Origin of the sequence: Tomitella biformata AHU 1821 (assembly GCF_000524475.1) — a bacterium.
Lineage (GTDB): Bacteria > Actinomycetota > Actinomycetes > Mycobacteriales > Mycobacteriaceae > Tomitella > Tomitella biformata.
Window position 1 is genome coordinate 147,956 of record NZ_BAVQ01000070.1, and the last position, 15,718, is coordinate 163,673.

Annotated in this window: 16 protein-coding genes; 5 read left to right on the forward strand and 11 right to left on the reverse strand. The window is 70.3% G+C overall.

Features of this window, described 5'->3' with window-relative positions; genetic code table 11:
• Positions 1-24: 24 nt before the first annotated feature.
• From fbaA to TBIF_RS15960, 4 genes are all read left to right on the forward strand, one after another.
• Positions 25-1,059: a class II fructose-bisphosphate aldolase gene (fbaA, locus tag TBIF_RS15945; RefSeq protein ID WP_024795766.1), complete on the forward strand. Its 1,035-nt coding sequence runs from the start codon at positions 25-27 to the stop codon at positions 1,057-1,059.
• A 157-nt stretch (positions 1,060-1,216) separates the two neighbouring features.
• A complete protein-coding gene (locus TBIF_RS15950; RefSeq protein ID WP_024795767.1) occupies positions 1,217-1,633 on the forward strand; it encodes a DUF3151 domain-containing protein in 417 nt (138 codons plus the stop codon).
• Between the two features lie 93 nt (positions 1,634-1,726).
• Positions 1,727-2,317, forward strand: coding sequence for a class I SAM-dependent methyltransferase (locus TBIF_RS15955; protein ID WP_024795768.1), 591 nt, complete (start codon positions 1,727-1,729; stop codon positions 2,315-2,317).
• Between the two features lie 72 nt (positions 2,318-2,389).
• On the forward strand, positions 2,390-3,355 hold the full coding sequence (locus TBIF_RS15960) for a cation diffusion facilitator family transporter (RefSeq protein ID WP_024795769.1): 966 nt from the start codon (positions 2,390-2,392) through the stop codon (positions 3,353-3,355).
• 13 nt (positions 3,356-3,368) lie between these two features.
• Here TBIF_RS15960 and TBIF_RS15965 read toward each other — a convergent pair whose 3' ends face one another.
• Genes TBIF_RS15965 through TBIF_RS15975 form a run of 3 tightly spaced genes read right to left on the reverse strand, consistent with a single transcriptional unit; the run spans position 3,369 to position 5,937 of the window.
• Complete coding sequence (locus TBIF_RS15965) at positions 3,369-4,526, reverse strand: S1C family serine protease (RefSeq protein WP_024795770.1); 1,158 nt, start codon at positions 4,524-4,526, stop codon at positions 3,369-3,371.
• Positions 4,527-4,536: 10 nt separating this feature from the next.
• Positions 4,537-5,307 (reverse strand): site-2 protease family protein, encoded by a 771-nt coding sequence (locus tag TBIF_RS15970; RefSeq protein ID WP_024795771.1) that lies wholly within the window; start codon positions 5,305-5,307, stop codon positions 4,537-4,539.
• A gap of 15 nt (positions 5,308-5,322) precedes the next feature.
• The gene (locus TBIF_RS15975) at positions 5,323-5,937 is read right to left on the reverse strand and encodes a hypothetical protein (protein ID WP_235174796.1); all 615 of its coding nucleotides are present in this window, start codon (positions 5,935-5,937) and stop codon (positions 5,323-5,325) included.
• Positions 5,938-6,109: 172 nt separating this feature from the next.
• On the opposite strand from TBIF_RS15975, the gene TBIF_RS15980 reads away from it, so the two are divergent.
• Complete coding sequence (locus TBIF_RS15980) at positions 6,110-7,399, forward strand: adenylosuccinate synthase (RefSeq protein WP_024795773.1); 1,290 nt, start codon at positions 6,110-6,112, stop codon at positions 7,397-7,399.
• Here TBIF_RS15980 and TBIF_RS15985 read toward each other — a convergent pair.
• The 8 genes from TBIF_RS15985 to TBIF_RS16020 are packed head-to-tail and all read right to left on the reverse strand — an operon-like array spanning position 7,396 to position 15,665.
• On the reverse strand, positions 7,396-8,583 hold the full coding sequence (locus tag TBIF_RS15985; protein ID WP_024795774.1) for an MCE family protein: 1,188 nt from the start codon (positions 8,581-8,583) through the stop codon (positions 7,396-7,398). The genes TBIF_RS15980 and TBIF_RS15985 overlap by 4 nt on opposite strands.
• Complete coding sequence (locus TBIF_RS15990) at positions 8,580-9,626, reverse strand: MCE family protein (protein WP_051461586.1); 1,047 nt, start codon at positions 9,624-9,626, stop codon at positions 8,580-8,582. The genes TBIF_RS15985 and TBIF_RS15990 overlap by 4 nt, the downstream gene beginning before the upstream one ends.
• Positions 9,623-10,840 (reverse strand): MCE family protein, encoded by a 1,218-nt coding sequence (locus tag TBIF_RS15995; protein WP_024795776.1) that lies wholly within the window; start codon positions 10,838-10,840, stop codon positions 9,623-9,625. Before TBIF_RS15995 ends, TBIF_RS15990 begins: the two co-directional genes overlap by 4 nt.
• On the reverse strand, positions 10,837-11,838 hold the full coding sequence (locus TBIF_RS16000; RefSeq protein ID WP_024795777.1) for an MCE family protein: 1,002 nt from the start codon (positions 11,836-11,838) through the stop codon (positions 10,837-10,839). The genes TBIF_RS15995 and TBIF_RS16000 overlap by 4 nt, the downstream gene beginning before the upstream one ends.
• Entirely contained in the window at positions 11,835-12,857 is a 1,023-nt protein-coding gene (locus TBIF_RS16005; protein ID WP_024795778.1) for an MCE family protein, read from the reverse strand. The genes TBIF_RS16000 and TBIF_RS16005 overlap by 4 nt, the downstream gene beginning before the upstream one ends.
• The gene (locus TBIF_RS16010) at positions 12,854-14,053 is read right to left on the reverse strand and encodes an MCE family protein (protein WP_024795779.1); all 1,200 of its coding nucleotides are present in this window, start codon (positions 14,051-14,053) and stop codon (positions 12,854-12,856) included. The genes TBIF_RS16005 and TBIF_RS16010 overlap by 4 nt, the downstream gene beginning before the upstream one ends.
• Positions 14,050-14,901, reverse strand: coding sequence for an MlaE family ABC transporter permease (locus tag TBIF_RS16015; RefSeq protein ID WP_024795780.1), 852 nt, complete (start codon positions 14,899-14,901; stop codon positions 14,050-14,052). Before TBIF_RS16015 ends, TBIF_RS16010 begins: the two co-directional genes overlap by 4 nt.
• Positions 14,895-15,665 carry an MlaE family ABC transporter permease gene (locus TBIF_RS16020; protein ID WP_038171524.1) on the reverse strand — a complete coding sequence of 257 codons (771 nt, stop codon included), beginning with the start codon at positions 15,663-15,665 and terminating at the stop codon, positions 14,895-14,897. Before TBIF_RS16020 ends, TBIF_RS16015 begins: the two co-directional genes overlap by 7 nt.
• Positions 15,666-15,718: the final 53 nt, after the last annotated feature.

The following is a 15,718-nucleotide window of genomic DNA, read 5'->3' on the forward strand; positions in this document are numbered from 1 at the left end:
AAACTCTTCATGGAGGTCCGTTTCGTGGCTATCGCAACTCCCGAGGTCTACGCCGAGATGTTGGAGCGTGCCAAGAAGAACACGTTCGCCTTCCCGGCTATCAACTGCACCTCATCCGAGACCATCAACGCCGCGATCCGCGGCTTCGCCGAGGCCGGCAGCGACGGCATCATCCAGTTCTCGACCGGTGGCGCGGAGTTCGGCTCCGGCCTGGGTGTCAAGGATATGGTCACCGGCTCCGTCGCGCTCGCCGAGTTCGCGCACGTCATCGCCGCGAAGTACGACATCACCGTCGCACTGCACACCGACCACTGCCCCGAGGACAAGCTGGACAACTTCGTGCGCCCGCTGATCGCCATCTCGCAGGAGCGGGTGAACAAGGGCCAGAATCCGCTGTTCCAGTCGCACATGTGGGACGGCTCCGCAGTCCCGATCGAGCGCAACCTCGTGATCGCCAAGGAGCTGCTCGACCTCTCGCGCGCCGCGAAGATCGTCCTCGAGGTCGAGATCGGCGTCGTCGGCGGCGAGGAGGACGGCGTCGAGAACGCCATCAACGAGAAGCTCTACACCAGCGCCGAGGACTTCGAGAAGACCGTCGACGCGCTGGGCGCCGGCAACGAGCACGCCTACCTGCTCGCCGCCACTTTCGGCAACGTGCACGGCGTGTACAAGCCGGGCAACGTCAAGCTCACGCCCGGAATCCTGGCCATGGGCCAGCGCATCGCCGAGAAGAAGCTGGGCCTGGCCGAGGGCTCGAACCCGTTCGACTTCGTCTTCCACGGCGGCTCCGGCTCGTCGGTGGAGGACATCGAGGAGGCGCTGGGCTACGGCGTCATCAAGATGAACGTCGACACGGACACACAGTACGAGTTCACGCGTCCGATCGCCGCCCACATGTTCAGCAACTACGACGGCGTCCTGAAGGTCGACGGCGAGGTCGGCTCGAAGAAGTTCTACGACCCGCGCAGCTACCTGAAGAAGGCCGAGCAGTCGATGACCGACCGCGTCGTCGAGGCTTGCCAGGACCTCAACTCCGCCGGCAAGTCCGTCAGCGCCTGATTTTTTCCAGCTCTCCCCACTTCGCGGGCGAAACGTGAGTTTGCGGTCGTTACAGCGGCCGCCACGCTCAGTTTCGTCCGCGAAGTGCGTTGGATTGGCCTGTGGAGTGGTCACCGCGGGTTGGCCAGAGCGTCGCCTGGTCGCGCACAATGGACCCATGACCTCATTTGGTGACCTCCTGGGCCCCGCGCCCACCCTTTTGCCCGGCGACGACGACGCCGAGTCCGCGCTGCTCAACCACGCCGACCCCAAGTCCGTCGCGGCCGAGCACCCCTCTGCCTCCATCGCCTGGGCCGCCCTGGCCGAGCCCGCACTCGAGGCCGGCGAGCCCGTTATGGCCTACGCCTACGCCCGCACCGGCTACCACCGGGGCCTCGACCAGCTGCGCCGCAACGGCTGGAAGGGCTTCGGCGCAGTGCCCTACAGCCACGAGCCCAACCGCGGCTTCCTGCGCGCGGTGGCGGCGCTGGCCCGCGCGGCCCGCGAGATCGGCGAGACCGAGGAGTTCGAGCGCTGCCTCGCACTGCTCGAGGACTGCGATCCCAAGGCCGCCGGCGAGCTGGGCCTGGGCTAGAGCTTCGCTGACCGCGACTGATCTGCCCCGTCTGGCGATGCCAGGCGGGGCAGCCGTGTCTCAGAAGTCGACGCGGTGGCTAGTGTGCAGGGCATGACCTCTACCCCGCGCTGGTTCTCCGAGAACGACGAAAATCACTCCCAGTGGTACATCGACCGCTTCCGCGAGATGGCCGCCCAGGGCGCGGACCTCGCGGGGGAGGCGCGGCTGATCGACGCGATGGCGCCCCGCGGCGCCCACGTGCTCGACGCGGGCTGCGGGCCCGGCCGGCTCGGCGGCGAGCTGCACCAGCGGGGGCACCGTGTGGTCGGTGTCGACGTGGACCCGGCGCTGATCGCGGCCGCCGGGGAGGACCACCCCGGGCCCGAGTGGCTGGTGCAGAACCTGGCGGAGCTGGACCTGGCGCCGCGCGAGCCCTTCGACCTGGCCGTGATGGCCGGCAACGTCATCTGCTTCGTCGCGCCTGGCACCGAGCCCGAGGTGTTGGCGGCCGTCGCGCGGCACCTCACCCCGGACGGCGTGCTGGTGGTGGGCTTCGGGATGGGCCGCACGCTGACCGTCGACGAGTTCGACGCGCATGTCGCGGCGGCCGGGCTGCGCGTGGAGCAGCGGTTCGCGACGTGGGATCTGAAGCCGTGGACCGCGGACGCCGACTTCGCGGTCAGCGTCCTGCGCCGGGCCTGACTCGAGGCGCGGGCGCACCGCGCGCAGGACTACCCCTGGCATTCATGCGCATGTCTGCATATGATGCGAGGTATGTCGTCGACCCACAATCACGCTGCCGTCCAGGACAGCCACGCGCACAGCCACACGATCAGTGCCGACGCGGACCGGCGCTATCTATGGATCGCCCTGGCGCTGCTGCTGGCGCTGATGGCGGGCGAGATCGTCGTCGGCATCATGGCCGGTTCCCTCGCCCTGCTCGCGGATGCCGCGCACATGGTCTCGGACGCGGGCGCGATCGCGCTGTCGCTATTTGCGATGGCAATGGCCGCGCGCCCGGCCACGGGCTCATACACCTTCGGCTTCAAACGCGCCGAGATCCTGTCTGCCCTGCTCAACGGTGCGACGCTGCTGGTGCTGGCCGTGTACTTCACCTTCGAGTCGATCCGCCGACTGCTCAATCCCGGCGAGGTGGACGGCGCGCTGGTGTTCATCGTGGCGATGGTCGGGGTGGCCGTGAACCTCCTCGCGACGTGGGTGCTCAGCAAGGCCAATCGGCAGTCGCTGAATGTTGAGGGCAGCTACCAGCACATCCTCACGGATCTGTACGCGTTCATCGGCACGGCGGTCGCGGGCGCGGTGATCTACCTGACCGGCTTCGTGCGGGCAGACGCCATCGCGTCGCTGCTGGTGGCGGCCCTGATGTTCAAGGCCGGTTACTCGCTGGTGCGCGAGGGCGGCCGGGTGGTGCTGGAGGCGGCGCCGCGGGGGATCGACCCCCTCGTGGTCTCCGCGGAGATCGCTGCGACCGCGACGGTGGTGGAGGTCCATGATCTGCACATCTGGGAGGTGACCTCCGGGTTCCCGTCCCTGTCGGCCCATGTGATCGTCGAGGACGACGCGCCCTGCCATGCGGTGCGCGGCCAGCTCGAGGAGATGCTGCATGAGCGCTTCGAGATCACCCACACGACGCTGCAGGTGGATCACGCGGCCATGAGCGGCGAGCACGACGCGAGGTCGCGGGACGACTGCCCGGAGCGGGTGCTGGGGGATCGCTAAACCCTCAGAACCCTCAGGCGGGTAGGCCCTCGGTGAGGTAGGCGGTCGCGCTGAAGCGGTTGCCGCCGGAGTCGAGCCAGTGCACCACGAGCGCATCGCCCGGCCCGCGCTGGTCGATCAGGGCGGTCAGCGCCGCGGCGTCAGCGATGTGGACGTCGTCGACCTTGATGATGACGTCGCCGGGGCGCAGCCGGATCCGTTCGGCCGCGGTGCCGGGCAAGACCTCGATGACCTCGGCGCCGGCTGGGACGTCCGTGCGCGTGGTCACCCGCACGCCCAGCACGGCGGTGGGCCCCACATGCACGGTGTCGATCGAGGCGCCGCCGCGCACGTGGTCCGCCACGGCCATCGCGTCGGAGATGGGCACCGCGAAACCGCGCCCACCCGGCACGTCGGGGTCCGCGGACTTGGAGGCGGCGGTGTTGATGCCGATGACGCGACCGGTGGCGTCGAGCAGTGGCCCGCCGGAGTCGCCTGGGCGGATGCCGGCCTCGATCTGGATCACGCCGCCGAGCTGCTCTGCCCGCCCGTTGTCATCCTGCGCGGTGATGGACTGGTTCAGCGCGGTCACGGTGCCCGGAGACGTGGTGAGCACCCCGGTGCCGCCGGCGTTCCCGACGGCGACCACGAGGTGCCCGACGTCGACGCTCGCGGAGTCGCCCAGCGACGCCGCCGGCAGCCCCGACGGAGTCCGCCCGGCGTTGTCGCGCAATTGCAGGACAGCGATATCGCGGGTGCGGTCGTAGCCGAGCACCTCGGCCGAGTAGTCCGCCCCGGTGTCCACATGGGTGGCGCGCACCCCCGTGGCCCCGGCGATCACGTGGTTGTTGGTGAGCACCAGGCCGTCCTCGCCGAGCAGGACCCCGGTGCCCGCGCCCCGCAGCGTGAAGCCCGGCTCCGCGGGCAGGTCCGACCAGATGGTGACCACGCTCGGCCGGATGCTCGCCGACAGCGCGTCGGCGTCCGCGCCGGGCGGGGCGGTGGGGTCGGGATTGGGCAGAGGGGGGAGCTCGGTCGCGAGCCCGCCCGTGGTGTCCTGCTCGGCGGGGGCCGTCAGGGCCGGGGCCAGGGTGGTGATCGTGTGGGGGGAGAGCTCGCCGACCCCGACGCCCAGCGCGAGGGTCGCGGCCAGGGCGGTGGCGGCGACTGCGGTGAATAGCCGTCGGCTCACCTGACCCGCCTCATGACCAGAACCTGAACAACGCGAAGCCTGTCATCGAGTAGCCACGAGGCACCCCTGAGAGCTCGAACAGCCAGTAAATGGCGTCGAAGAAGACGCGGTTGAGCTGGGGGATGGTGAGCAGGGCGAACACGGCGAGCAGCCCGAAGGGGGCGAATTGGTCGAGGGCCCGACGGGTGTCGCCCGACAGCCTGGACTCGAGGAGCGCGTAACCGTCGAGGCCAGGGATCGGCAGCAGGTTGAGCACCGTCGCCATCACCTGCAGGAACGCGAGGAAGCTGAGCCCGAACCAAAAGCCCTGATGGGTGCCGTCGCGGCCAAACGCGGCGATGACGGCGAGCAGGACCACGGCCAGGGTCAGGTTCACCGCGGGCCCGGCGAGGGAGATCCGTCGGCGCTGGCCGGGGGACAGGTGGGCGGTGTTGAGGTAGACCGCGCCGCCGGGCAGGCCGATCCCGCCGAGCGCGATGAACGCCAGCGGCAGCACCAGCGACAGCAGCGGGTGGCTATAGCGGAGCGGGTTCAGGGTGAGATAGCCGCGGGCGGCGACATCGAGGTCGCCGAGCCGCCAGGCCGTGACCGCGTGCGCGAACTCGTGCAGGCACAGCGACACGACCCAGGCCGCCAAGACCAGCACGAACACGCTGATCCGGGTGGCCGTCAGGTTCCCCTCGATGGTCCAGGCGAATACGCCGGCCACGATAGTCACGGCGAGGATGCCCACGAACACGGGGCTCGGACGAATCTGGCGGAGGCTCAGGTGGCTTGTCATCTGCAACCGCCGCTTTTAGCGGACCAGCAGCCAGTCGTTGGCGTCGCGATAGAAGGTGGAGCGCTTGAGCTGCTTGCGCTCGAGGATGCCGTCGCGCACCAGGCGGGCGGAGACGGCGCCGGTCTGCGCGGCGCGGCCCCTCGCCCACTTGCGGCGCAGGCCGCCCACCCGCGCGGCCTCGAGTCCGGGCGCCTTGGCGAGGGGCCGGATCTCCACGCCGGGGCCGATGCCGGTGAACAGCTGAAAATTGTCGACGTACGTCTCGCCGGTGAGCTTGCCGCCGTCGGGGCCGCTGAGCACGGCCGAGCCGACCAGGGCGACGCCGAGGTCGTCCCGGATCAGGGGCGTCGCGCGGGCCTCGCCGTCGAGCGCGCGCTTGGCGGCCTTGGAGCCATGGTCGAGCCGGTAGATCTTGCACGCGGGAGTGCGGGACTCGGGCACAAACGCCAGCTCGACGTCGAGCCGCTCGTGCCGCATCAGGTGCGTGAGCACCGCGGCCAATGCGGCGTCGCCACCGATCACCACAATCCGGGGCCCGGTGCCGCCGCGGGGCAACTTGTCCAACAGCTCCTCACGGGTGGGGACAGCAGAAACGGCCACGAGGTCTTGGCTCGACAACGTGACCGGCACGGGCGTATTTCCACAGCGCAGCAGCACCCGCCCATCGTAGCGACACGGTGGGGCGATCCTGAGTTTTTGGTGCTGAGTCGATACGGGGAGGACCCCTGGACTAGGCTGGCCTACTGGCTACTGCCTGAGATTGGCAGTGACCTGCAGCTTCGAATCGACAACAGGAGAAACGATGCCGGCGATCGTCTTGATCGGCGCCCAGTGGGGCGATGAGGGCAAGGGCAAGGCGACAGACCTTCTTGGTGGCCGCCTCCAATGGGTGGTGCGGTACCAGGGTGGCAACAACGCCGGGCACACCGTCGTTCTGCCGAACGGCGAAAAGTTCGCCCTCCACTTGATCCCGTCGGGCATCCTCACCCCGGGTGTGCAGAATGTCATCGGCAACGGCGTGGTGGTCGACCCCGGCGTGCTGCTCACCGAGCTGGCCGGCCTCGAGGCCCGCGGCGTGGACACCACAGGCCTGCTGATCAGCGCCGACGCGCACCTGATCATGCCGTACCACGTGGCCATCGATAAGGTCACCGAGCGCTACCTCGGCGCCAAGAAGATCGGCACCACCGGCCGCGGCATCGGGCCCTGCTACCAGGACAAGATCGCCCGCGTGGGCGTCCGAGTCGCGGACGTGCTCGACGAGAAGATCCTCACGCAGAAGGTCGAGGCCGCCCTGGAGTTCAAGAACCAGGTGCTGGTCAAGATCTACAACCGCAAGGCTCTCGACCCGCAGCAGGTTGTCGACGAGGTGCTCCAGCAGGCGGAGGGCTTCAAGCACCGCATCACGGACACCCGCCTGCGGCTGAACCAGGCGCTGGACGCCGGCGACACGGTGCTGCTCGAGGGTTCGCAGGGCACGCTGCTCGACGTCGACCACGGCACATATCCGTATGTGACGTCCTCGAACCCCACCTCCGGCGGCGCCGCGGTGGGCTCGGGGATCGGCCCGACGAAGATCACGACCGTGCTCGGCATCCTCAAGGCCTACACCACGCGCGTGGGCTCGGGCCCGTTCCCGACGGAGCTGTTCGACGAGTTCGGCGAGTACCTGGCCGACAAGGGCGGCGAGGTCGGTGTGACCACCGGCCGCGGCCGCCGCACCGGCTGGTTCGACGCCGTCATCGCCCGCTACGCCACCCGCGTGAACGGCATCACGGACTACTTCCTGACCAAGCTCGACGTGCTCTCCGGCCTGGACACGATCCCGATCTGCGTCGCCTACGACGTGGACGGCGAGCGCGTCGAGGAGATGCCGATGTCGCAGACCGGCGTGCACCACGCGAAGCCGATCTACGAGGAGATGCCGGGCTGGACCGAGGACATCACCGCGGCCCGCACGTTCGAGGATCTGCCCGCCACCGCGCAGGCCTACGTGCTGCGGCTCGAGGAGCTCTCAGGCGCGTACATGTCCTGCATCGGCGTCGGCCCGGGCCGCGACGAGACCATCGTGCGCCGGGAGATCATCCGCTAGCCCTCCGGCACAAACCCCACCGGGTCCTGGCACAGCGCGACCGTGGGGGCCCGGCGGCCGGGGTTCTCCTGGCACGGCAGGTTGCGGGCCCCGCGCACGGCGATGGGGGAGTCCTGCGACAGCTTGCAGAACAGGTCCCGCGGCGTCGCCGGCACATCGGTCTCGGTGGGCGAGCGCCGCTCCGCCGGGGGCAAGAAGCCGGTGATGCAGGGGGGTGGGTCGTTGAGCTCGTTCACGAAGAAGGTGTTCTGGCCGGGATCGTCCACATTGGGCAGGCCCGCGGACTGGGTGGTCGCCATGATCGCGGGGTAGAGCACCAGGATCTGTTCGATGGACGCGTTGTAGACCTTCGCCAGTTCCGCCACGGTGAGCAGTGCGGGCAGCAGGCGACGGGCCTCCGGCGACAGGGCGGTGAGCAGGGCGGAGGTCTCCGCGGCGGCAGGCCCACCGTGCTCGAGGACCCCGCGCAGGGAGCTGTCCGCGGCGCTCAGATGTGTGGTGAACGTGGACATCGACCGGGCCCAACCGGCGATGGCGTCGCTGCTGGCCAGTTGCGCGTCGAGCAGCGGCGCGGAGTCGTCGAGCAGTGCCCCGAGGTCCGCGCTGGCGCCGGCGGCCCCGGTGGACAGGCCGATGAGCGCGTCCGCGCCCTGGGCCAACTGCGGACCGGTGCCCTGCAGCGCCAGATTGGACTCGTCCAACACGGACCGCAGCGACTGGAGGCCGGAGTCGTCGAGCACCGCCTCGAGCTGGTCGAGGAGGGGCCCGATGTCCTCGGGCAGGCTGGTGCGGTCGGCGGTGATCACGTCGCCGTCGGCCAGCTGCGGCCCGCCGGCGCGGCGCGGCGCGAGGTCCACGTACTGCTCGCCGATCGCGGACATGCTCCGCACGCTCGCGTCGAGGTCCGCGGGAACCGGGGCGGCGGACTCGAGGGACAGCGTCGCCGTCGCGCCGGCGGCCGTCATCGTCAGCGACTCGACTTTGCCGATGGTGGTGCCGCGGTAGGCGACGTTGGCGTTCGGGTACAGCCCCGCGCCGTCCGCGAGCTCGACTGTCACGGTGTAGCGGCCGATGCCCAGCGACTGGGGGATCTGTGCGTAGTACACGCCGATCGCCCCGATGCCGAGGATCGCGCACACCGTGAACAGCGCCAGCTGCACGCGCACGAGTCTGGTGTGCCTCATGGGTTCCCGCCCAGCGAGCCGTGCAGCGGGGTGCCGAGGAGCAGCGCGTCATCGAGTGTCGGCAGCCGCAGGTCCAGGGTCACCTCGCCGTTAGCGTAGTCCCCGCGGACGGCGTTGGCGTACGTGTCGAGGGGGAAGGGGAACGTGAACATGTAGCCGGTGGAGTCGGTGAGCGAGGGGCCGGAGTTGGCCAGCGCGGCGAGCACCGGCGCGAGGTCCCGCAGGTTGGCGACCAGGTCGGCTTGGGTGCTGTCGATGACGCGGGTCGCCGCATCGCCGAGCTGGCCCAGGGACTCCAGCGCCGACGTGAGCTCGTGCCGCTGCTCCGCGAGCACGCCGAGCGCCGGCCGCAGCACGGTGATGGATTCGGCGAGCACGTCGGACTCCGCGGCCACCTCCACGGCCAGGCGGTCCAGGCCGTCGATGGCGCGGGTGATCTCGGCGCGGTGCCCGTCCATTGAAGTCAGGAGCTCGTCGAGATGTGCGAGCAGGTCTCGGACGGCATCCTCGCGGCCGCTGAGCGCCGAGTTCAGCTCCACATTGATCTCGCGGATCCGGTCCAGGCCCCCGCCGCCGAGCACCACCGCGAGCGAGGACAGCGTCTGCTCGGTGGTGGGATAGGCCCCGGCATGCGCCAGCGGGATCGTCGCCCCGGCCTCGAGCCGGCCGTGCGCGGGCTCGGACACCGGGGCCGACAGCTCCACGTGCGGCGAGCCCAGCAGGGAGGTCTGGCCGATTTTCGCGACCGCGTTGGCCGGTAGCTCCACATCGCCGTTGACCATCACGGTGACCAGCGCGTGCTCGCCCTGGAGGGCGAGGTCGGAGACGCGGCCGACGGTGACGTCCCCAATCCGTACCCGGGAGTTGCGGTCGATCGTGGCGACGTCTGGCAGCTGGATGTGCACCGCGTAGGCCCCGTCGCCGCGGCCCTCGGTGCCCGGCAGGGGCAGGGAGTTGACACCGCGCCACTGGCAGCCCGCGACCGAGAGCGCGGTGGCCGCCAACAGAACTAGGGCGAGCAATCTGGATCCGAACCGCATCATTCGGGCACCTCGATGGTCAGGAGATCCAATACGGACGTCGTCTCGCGGGCGGGTGGCAGCAGGGGCAGGGCCAGGTGGGGCTCGGAGTAGACCAGCTGATCAGGCAGCGCGCCGACGCCCCGGGTGGGGTTCGACGCGATCGGCGGGTACGCGGTGGTGAGCAGGCGCAGCACCGGCCCCAGCTCCTCGACGCACAGCTGCGCGCCGCGCTCCGGACCCACCTGCTCGGCGGCGGCCAGGCCGGAGCAGATGAAGTTGGCGGGGTTCGCGAAGTTGCTCAGCGCCAGCGCCGAGACCACCGCGTTGTGGGCGGGTTGGTAGATATTGGTCAGGTTCGACAGCGCCGTCGGCGCCACGTGCAGGATTTGCGCGAGCCCCGCGCGCTGCGCGGCGAGCTGGTCGACGGTGCCCGCAAGCTCGGCCACCGAGCTGGTGAGCTGGCCACGGTTGTCCCGCACGAAGGATTCGACGTCGCGCAGGGCCACGTCGAGCTCGGCCAGGGTGGTCTCCAGCTGCGGGCCGTTGCTCGCCAGAATCCCGGAGACCACCGCCATGTTCTCGTTGAAGGCGGTGATCTGCCCGCTACTGCCGGCCAGGGCGGAGACGAAGACGCGCAGGTTGCCGACCATGCCGAACAGGTCCTCGCTGCCGCCGTCCAGGGTGCGTAGCGCGGCGCTCAGGGTGTCGAGGGTCTGGCGCAGCGATTGCCCCTGGCCGGCCAGGTTCTCATCGAGCGCGTCGACGACCTCGCCGAGTGGGCCGGAGTCCTGCCCGGGATCGGGCCCCAGGTCTTGCGCCAGGCGGGCCAGCTGGGCCTTCATCTCGTCCCATTCGACGGGGGACGCGGTGCGGGCCGGTGGGATCAGCGCGCCGGGGGCCAGCCGGGGCCCGCCGGTATAGGCAGGGGTGAGCTGGATGAACCGCGCGGAGACCAGGCTCTGCGAGACGATCAGCGCCTGCGCGTCCGCGGGCGCCGGGTACGCGTCGTCGAACTCGAATGCGACCTCCACCAGGTCGCCGGCGGGGGTGATGGACGTGATCTCGCCGACCCGCACGCCCATGATCCGCACGTCGTCGCCCTTATAGAGGCCGGTGGTGCTGCTGAACAGGGCGGTGACCTCGGTGGTGGTGGCGCGCGGCACCCAGGCGTAGGAGATGGCGGCTAGGAGCAGGAGCCCGAGCGCGGCGGCCAGGAGCTTGTGGCGGCCGGTCATTTCGGCGCCTCCTCGCCCAGCGCGGCTCGCACGAATGGCTCGATCAGCTGGCCGGGGAGCAGGTTCTGGATATAGGAGTTGAAGTACGGACCGCTGGCGACGGCCTCGCCGAGCTCGGTCACGTACGGCCCGAGGCGTTCGATGGCGCCGGCGATGTCGTCCCGGTTCGCGTTGAGCATGGCCAGCACCGACTCGAGGTGGGCCAGCGCGGGGGAGAGTTGGTCCCGGTTGTCCGCGACGAGTCCGGTCAGCTGCTGGGACAGCGTGCCGATCTGGGTGCTCAGGGACTCGATGGCCGCCGCACGCCGGATCAGCTCCACCAGCACCGCGTCGCCGTCGACGAGCAGGGCCTCCACCTGCTCGCTGCGCTGGGCCAGCGCGCCGGTGGCGTTCTCGGCGTGCTCGAGCAGTTCGCGCAGGGACTCATCGCGCGAGGCGACGGTCTGGGAGAGCCGGGTCACCCCGTCGAGGGCTGCGCTGAGGTCCTCGGGGGTCTCGCGCAGGACGCCCGCGAGCTCGCGCATGGAGTCGGAGAGCTGGCCGGAGTCGATCTCGCGGGCGGTGTCGGTGAGGTCGCCCAGCGCGTTCGTCAGCTGATACGGCGAGCTGGTGCGCTCTAGCGGGATGGTCGCGCCCTTATCGAGGCGGCCCTCGCCGGCGGGGGTGACGCGCAGCAGTTTGGTGCCGAGCACGGTCGCGGTGGCGATGTCGGCGCGGGTCTGCTCGCCCATCTCGATCGCGTCGTCCACCCCGAAGGTGATGGCCACCGTCGCGCCCTCGATGTGGACCTCCCGCACGGAGCCGACGGTCACGCCGGCCACCTGCACGGGATCGCCGACGCTCAGGCCCGCAGTCTCGGTGACCAGGGCACGGTAGCCGGTGGCGCTGTCCACGAAGGGCAGGGCGCGCAGGTTCAGCGCGGCAAGCGTGAGCAGCGCGATCACCACGGTGCCGATGATCCCGATCGGGATGGGGTTGAGCTCTCTGGCCTGTCTCATCGCGGCGCGCACCTGCCCGTCGTCTGCCCGAAGAAGCGCATCGCCAGGTCTTGGCCGTCCGGGCCGCTGATCTTGATGCGCATGCCGCACAGGTAGTAGTTGAAGAAGTTGCCGTAGGCGCCGAGTCGGCTCAGCGAGTCATATGCCGCGGGCAGCCGGGTGATGACGCTCTCGAGGGTGGCCTGGCCCTCGTCCAGTTGGGCGGCGGCGCGGCCGAGCTCGTGGACGGTCTCCGCCAGGGGCGGGCGGGCCTCGGTGAGCAGGCCGGTGATGGCGATGGCGGACTCGTCGATGCTCGCCAGCGCCGGGCCCCAGCGGGCGTTGTCCTGGGCGAGCCCGGTGGCGAGCTCTTGGGCGTGGCCGAGCGCCGCGACGAGGTCCTCCCGCTGGTCGGACAGGGTGCCCAGCACAGTGTTGAGATTCTCGACCACCCGGCCGACCACCTCGTCGCGGTCCGCGATGGCGGCGGTCAGGGTGGCGGTGTGCGCCAGCACCGATGCGACGGTGCCGCCCTGGCCTTGGAACACGGCGATGAGCTCCTGGGTCAGGTTGTTCACCTGGGGCGGGTCGAGCGCCCGGAACAGCGGTTTGAAACTGCCCAGCAGCTCGTCCAAGTTCAGCGCGGGCGACGTGCGGTCGGCCCCGATGCGGGATTCGGCGGGCAGCGGGGTTGGGTCGCCTGGTCCGCTGTGCAGCTCCAAGTACCTATCGCCCACCAGGTTCGCGTAGCGGACGCTCGCGTGGGTCTGGCCGGTGACCGGGTAGTCCGGGCGCACGTCCATGGTCACCAACGCCCGCCCGTCGGCGGTCACCCGCACGTCGGACACTGTGCCGACCTCGATCCCCGCCACCCGGATGAACTCACCGCGTTTGAGCCCGGACGCGTCGGTGAACTCGGCCTCGAAGGTGGTGTGGGACTCGAAGCGGTACTCGCCCAGGACGATGAACATGCCGACCAGGATCAGCACCATCACGGTGACGAAGACGGAGAGCCGGAGCACCACCGGCCGCAGGCTCATCGCGGTCCCTGAACCGCGGGTGGGAACGGCAGGACCCGCAGCAGCGAGTCCGGCCGCAGCTGCGGCGCGGTCTGGCCCAGCCCGAACGGGTTCGCGCCGGTGTCCGCCACCAGATACGGCGCGGGCACGTCCGCGATGGTCAGCTTGGGCAGCGCGCCGCAGCGGGGACCGCCCGAAGCCTGCACCACCGGCAGGTTCTCGGGCGTGGTGTAGGGCTCGACACCGAGCAGCAGCGTCGAGTTCAGCAGCATCGTGGCGCCGTTGCCGCCGGAGACGGGCTCGGCGAGTTTGCGGGTCTCGTCGACGCCCATCAGGAAGCAGGTGATGCCGCCGGAGTACTGCCCCAGCAGGGCCGCGGTGGGCCGCAGTGTCGCGAGGGCCGCGTCGATGTCGTCGGCGTTCTCGGCCAGCAGCGCTTGGCCGGCGTCGGACATCGAGATCGCGCCGAGCAGGGTGGCGCGCAGCTCGGCGTCGCGTTCGGCGATCGTGCGGGCGGTGGGGGTGAGGTGCGCGAGCGTCGCCAGCAGGTCTGGGGCGGCGTCGGCGTAGACGACGGCGAGATCGGCGGCGGCGGTGATGTCGTGCTCAAGGGTGGGCAGGCGGCGGTTCAGCTCGGCCAAGAAGACGTTGATGTTCTCGACGGACTCGCCCAGCGCGTCGCCGCGGCCCTGGAGCCCCTGCGCGAGGGCGGTCAGCGTGGCGTTGAGCTTCTGCGGCTCGACGGCGGAGAGCACGGTGGTGAGCGATTCGAAGATGGTGTTGATCTCCACCGTCACGCGGTCGGTGGGGATGACGGTCCCCGCCGCGATGGGTTGGGCCGGTGTGGCCGGGGTGGGCGCGCTCAGGCGGACAAACTTCGCGCCGAACACGGTGGTGGACCTAATCTCCGCCGCCACGTCCTGGGGGATGAGGCGCGCGGAGTCGGCGTCGAGCCGCAGTTCGAGCCGGGCCCCGGCGCCGTGGTGGGCGACGGTGGTGACGGTGCCGACCTGGACGCCGTGCATCTTCACCATCGCCCCCGGCTCGAGGACCAGCCCCGAGCGGCTGCTGTCCACGGTGATGGCCACCGCGCCGCCGACGCCGCCGCGATAGGACGCGAGCGAGAGCGCGATCACCGCCCCGAGGGCCGCGACCAGGCCCAGTGCGGCGAGCCGGCGCAGCACCGTCGCGCGCGCCTCGGAGCGTCGGCCGCTCATCCGGCGAGGTGGAGTTGTCGGGCGCCGCCGTAGAGGGCGAGCGAGATGAGGAGGGTGACGGTGACGACGGCGATCAGGGAGGCCCGCACCGCCCGCCCGGTCGCCACACCCACGCCGGCCGCGCCGCCGGTGGCGCGGAAGCCGTAGTAGGAGTGGATCAGCATGACGATCAGCGCCATCGCGATGGCCTGGGCGAAGGACCACAGGACGTCTGACGGGATGAGGAACGTCGTGAAGTAGTGGTCGTAGACGCCGGCGGACTGGCCGAGGAACTGCACCGTCGCGATGCGGCTGGCGAGGAACGAGGCCAGCACGGCGATCGAGTAGAGCGGCACCACGGCGATGAGCCCGGCGAGCACGCGGGTGCTGACCAGGAAGGGCATCGAGCGGATGGCCATGACCTCGAGGGCGTCGATCTCCTCGCTGATCCGCATCGCGCCGAGTTGGGCGGTGGTGCCTGCGCCGATGGTCGCGGCCAGCCCGATGCCGGCGGTGACGGGCGCAACGACGCGGATGTTGACGTAGGCGCTGAGGAAGCCGGTCAGGGCGGACACGCCGACCTCGCCGAGCGAGCTGTACCCCTGGACCGCGACGGTGGCCCCGGCGAACAGGGTCAGGAACCCCATGATCACGACGGTGCCGCCGATCACCGCGAGCAGGCCGGTGCCCATGCTGATCTCGGCGAGCAGTCGCACGGTCTCACGCCGGTAGACCCGCAGGGCGCGGCCCATCGAGAAGATCGCGGAGACGTAGAACGTGGCCTGGTCGCCGATGGTGTCCACGACCCCGAGCACCCGCCGGTAGCCGCGGCGGGTGCGGGGGAACTGCGTGCTCATCGCGGTCACCACGAATTCAGCGTCAGGCCGACCGAGGTCAGGATGGTGTTGACGACGAACAGGGCCATGAAGGCGAAGACGACGGTCTCCTTGACGGCCTCGCCGACGCTTTTGGGCCCGCCGGTGACCGCCAGCCCGCGGTGGCAGGCCACGAGCGCGGCGATCATGCCGAACAGGCCGGCCTTGATCTCGGACAGCACCAGGTCGCCGGGGCCGACGAGGAGGGTGATGCCGGAGGCGTAGGCGCCGGCCGTCACGTCCTGCAGGTACACGGAGAAGAAGAAGCCGCCGACGATCCCGATGGCGCAGACGGCGCCGTTGAGCAGCATCGCAACGGTGATCGACGCGAGCATGCGGGGCAGCACCAGCCGCGGCACCGGGTCCAGGCCGAGGACCTCCATCGCGTCGATCTCCTCGCGGATGGTGCGCGAGCCCAGGTCGGCGGTGATGGCGGTGGCCCCGGCTCCGGCGACTACGAGGACGGTGACGAGGGGGCCGATCTGGGTGATCGCGCCCAGGCCCGCGCCGGCCCCGCTGAGGTCGCTGGCCCCGATCTCGGTGAGCAGGGAATTGAGGGTGAACACCACCAGGACGGTGAAGGGCAGGGCCATCAGCGCCGTCGGCAGGATGGAGACCCGGGCGATGAACCAACACTGCAGCAGGTACTCGCGCCATTGGAAGGGGCGTCGGCCCAGCGCCCGGAAGGTGTCGACGCACATCGCGTAGAACTCGCCGAGGCCGCGTGCTGCGGTGCTGGCGAAATTATTCGCGCCCATGCGGCCTCCAGTTGATGTGAGCAGAGATTCTCAAGACCATACAGTATGGTTTG

Excerpts from the sequence above, each read along its gene's own strand:
- TBIF_RS15950 (WP_024795767.1), top strand. The coding sequence starts at position 1,217 with ATGACCTCATTTGGTGACCTCCTGGGCCCCGCGCCCACCCTTTTGCCC.
- TBIF_RS15955 (WP_024795768.1), top strand. The coding sequence starts at position 1,727 with ATGACCTCTACCCCGCGCTGGTTCTCCGAGAACGACGAAAATCACTCC.
- TBIF_RS15960 (WP_024795769.1), top strand. The coding sequence starts at position 2,390 with ATGTCGTCGACCCACAATCACGCTGCCGTCCAGGACAGCCACGCGCAC.
- TBIF_RS15970 (WP_024795771.1), bottom strand. The coding sequence starts at position 5,307 with ATGACAAGCCACCTGAGCCTCCGCCAGATTCGTCCGAGCCCCGTGTTC.
- TBIF_RS15980 (WP_024795773.1), top strand. The coding sequence starts at position 6,110 with ATGCCGGCGATCGTCTTGATCGGCGCCCAGTGGGGCGATGAGGGCAAG.
- TBIF_RS15985 (WP_024795774.1), bottom strand. The coding sequence starts at position 8,583 with ATGAGGCACACCAGACTCGTGCGCGTGCAGCTGGCGCTGTTCACGGTG.
- TBIF_RS15990 (WP_051461586.1), bottom strand. The coding sequence starts at position 9,626 with ATGATGCGGTTCGGATCCAGATTGCTCGCCCTAGTTCTGTTGGCGGCC.
- TBIF_RS15995 (WP_024795776.1), bottom strand. The coding sequence starts at position 10,840 with ATGACCGGCCGCCACAAGCTCCTGGCCGCCGCGCTCGGGCTCCTGCTC.
- TBIF_RS16000 (WP_024795777.1), bottom strand. The coding sequence starts at position 11,838 with ATGAGACAGGCCAGAGAGCTCAACCCCATCCCGATCGGGATCATCGGC.
- TBIF_RS16005 (WP_024795778.1), bottom strand. The coding sequence starts at position 12,857 with ATGAGCCTGCGGCCGGTGGTGCTCCGGCTCTCCGTCTTCGTCACCGTG.
- TBIF_RS16010 (WP_024795779.1), bottom strand. The coding sequence starts at position 14,053 with ATGAGCGGCCGACGCTCCGAGGCGCGCGCGACGGTGCTGCGCCGGCTC.
- TBIF_RS16020 (WP_038171524.1), bottom strand. The coding sequence starts at position 15,665 with ATGGGCGCGAATAATTTCGCCAGCACCGCAGCACGCGGCCTCGGCGAG.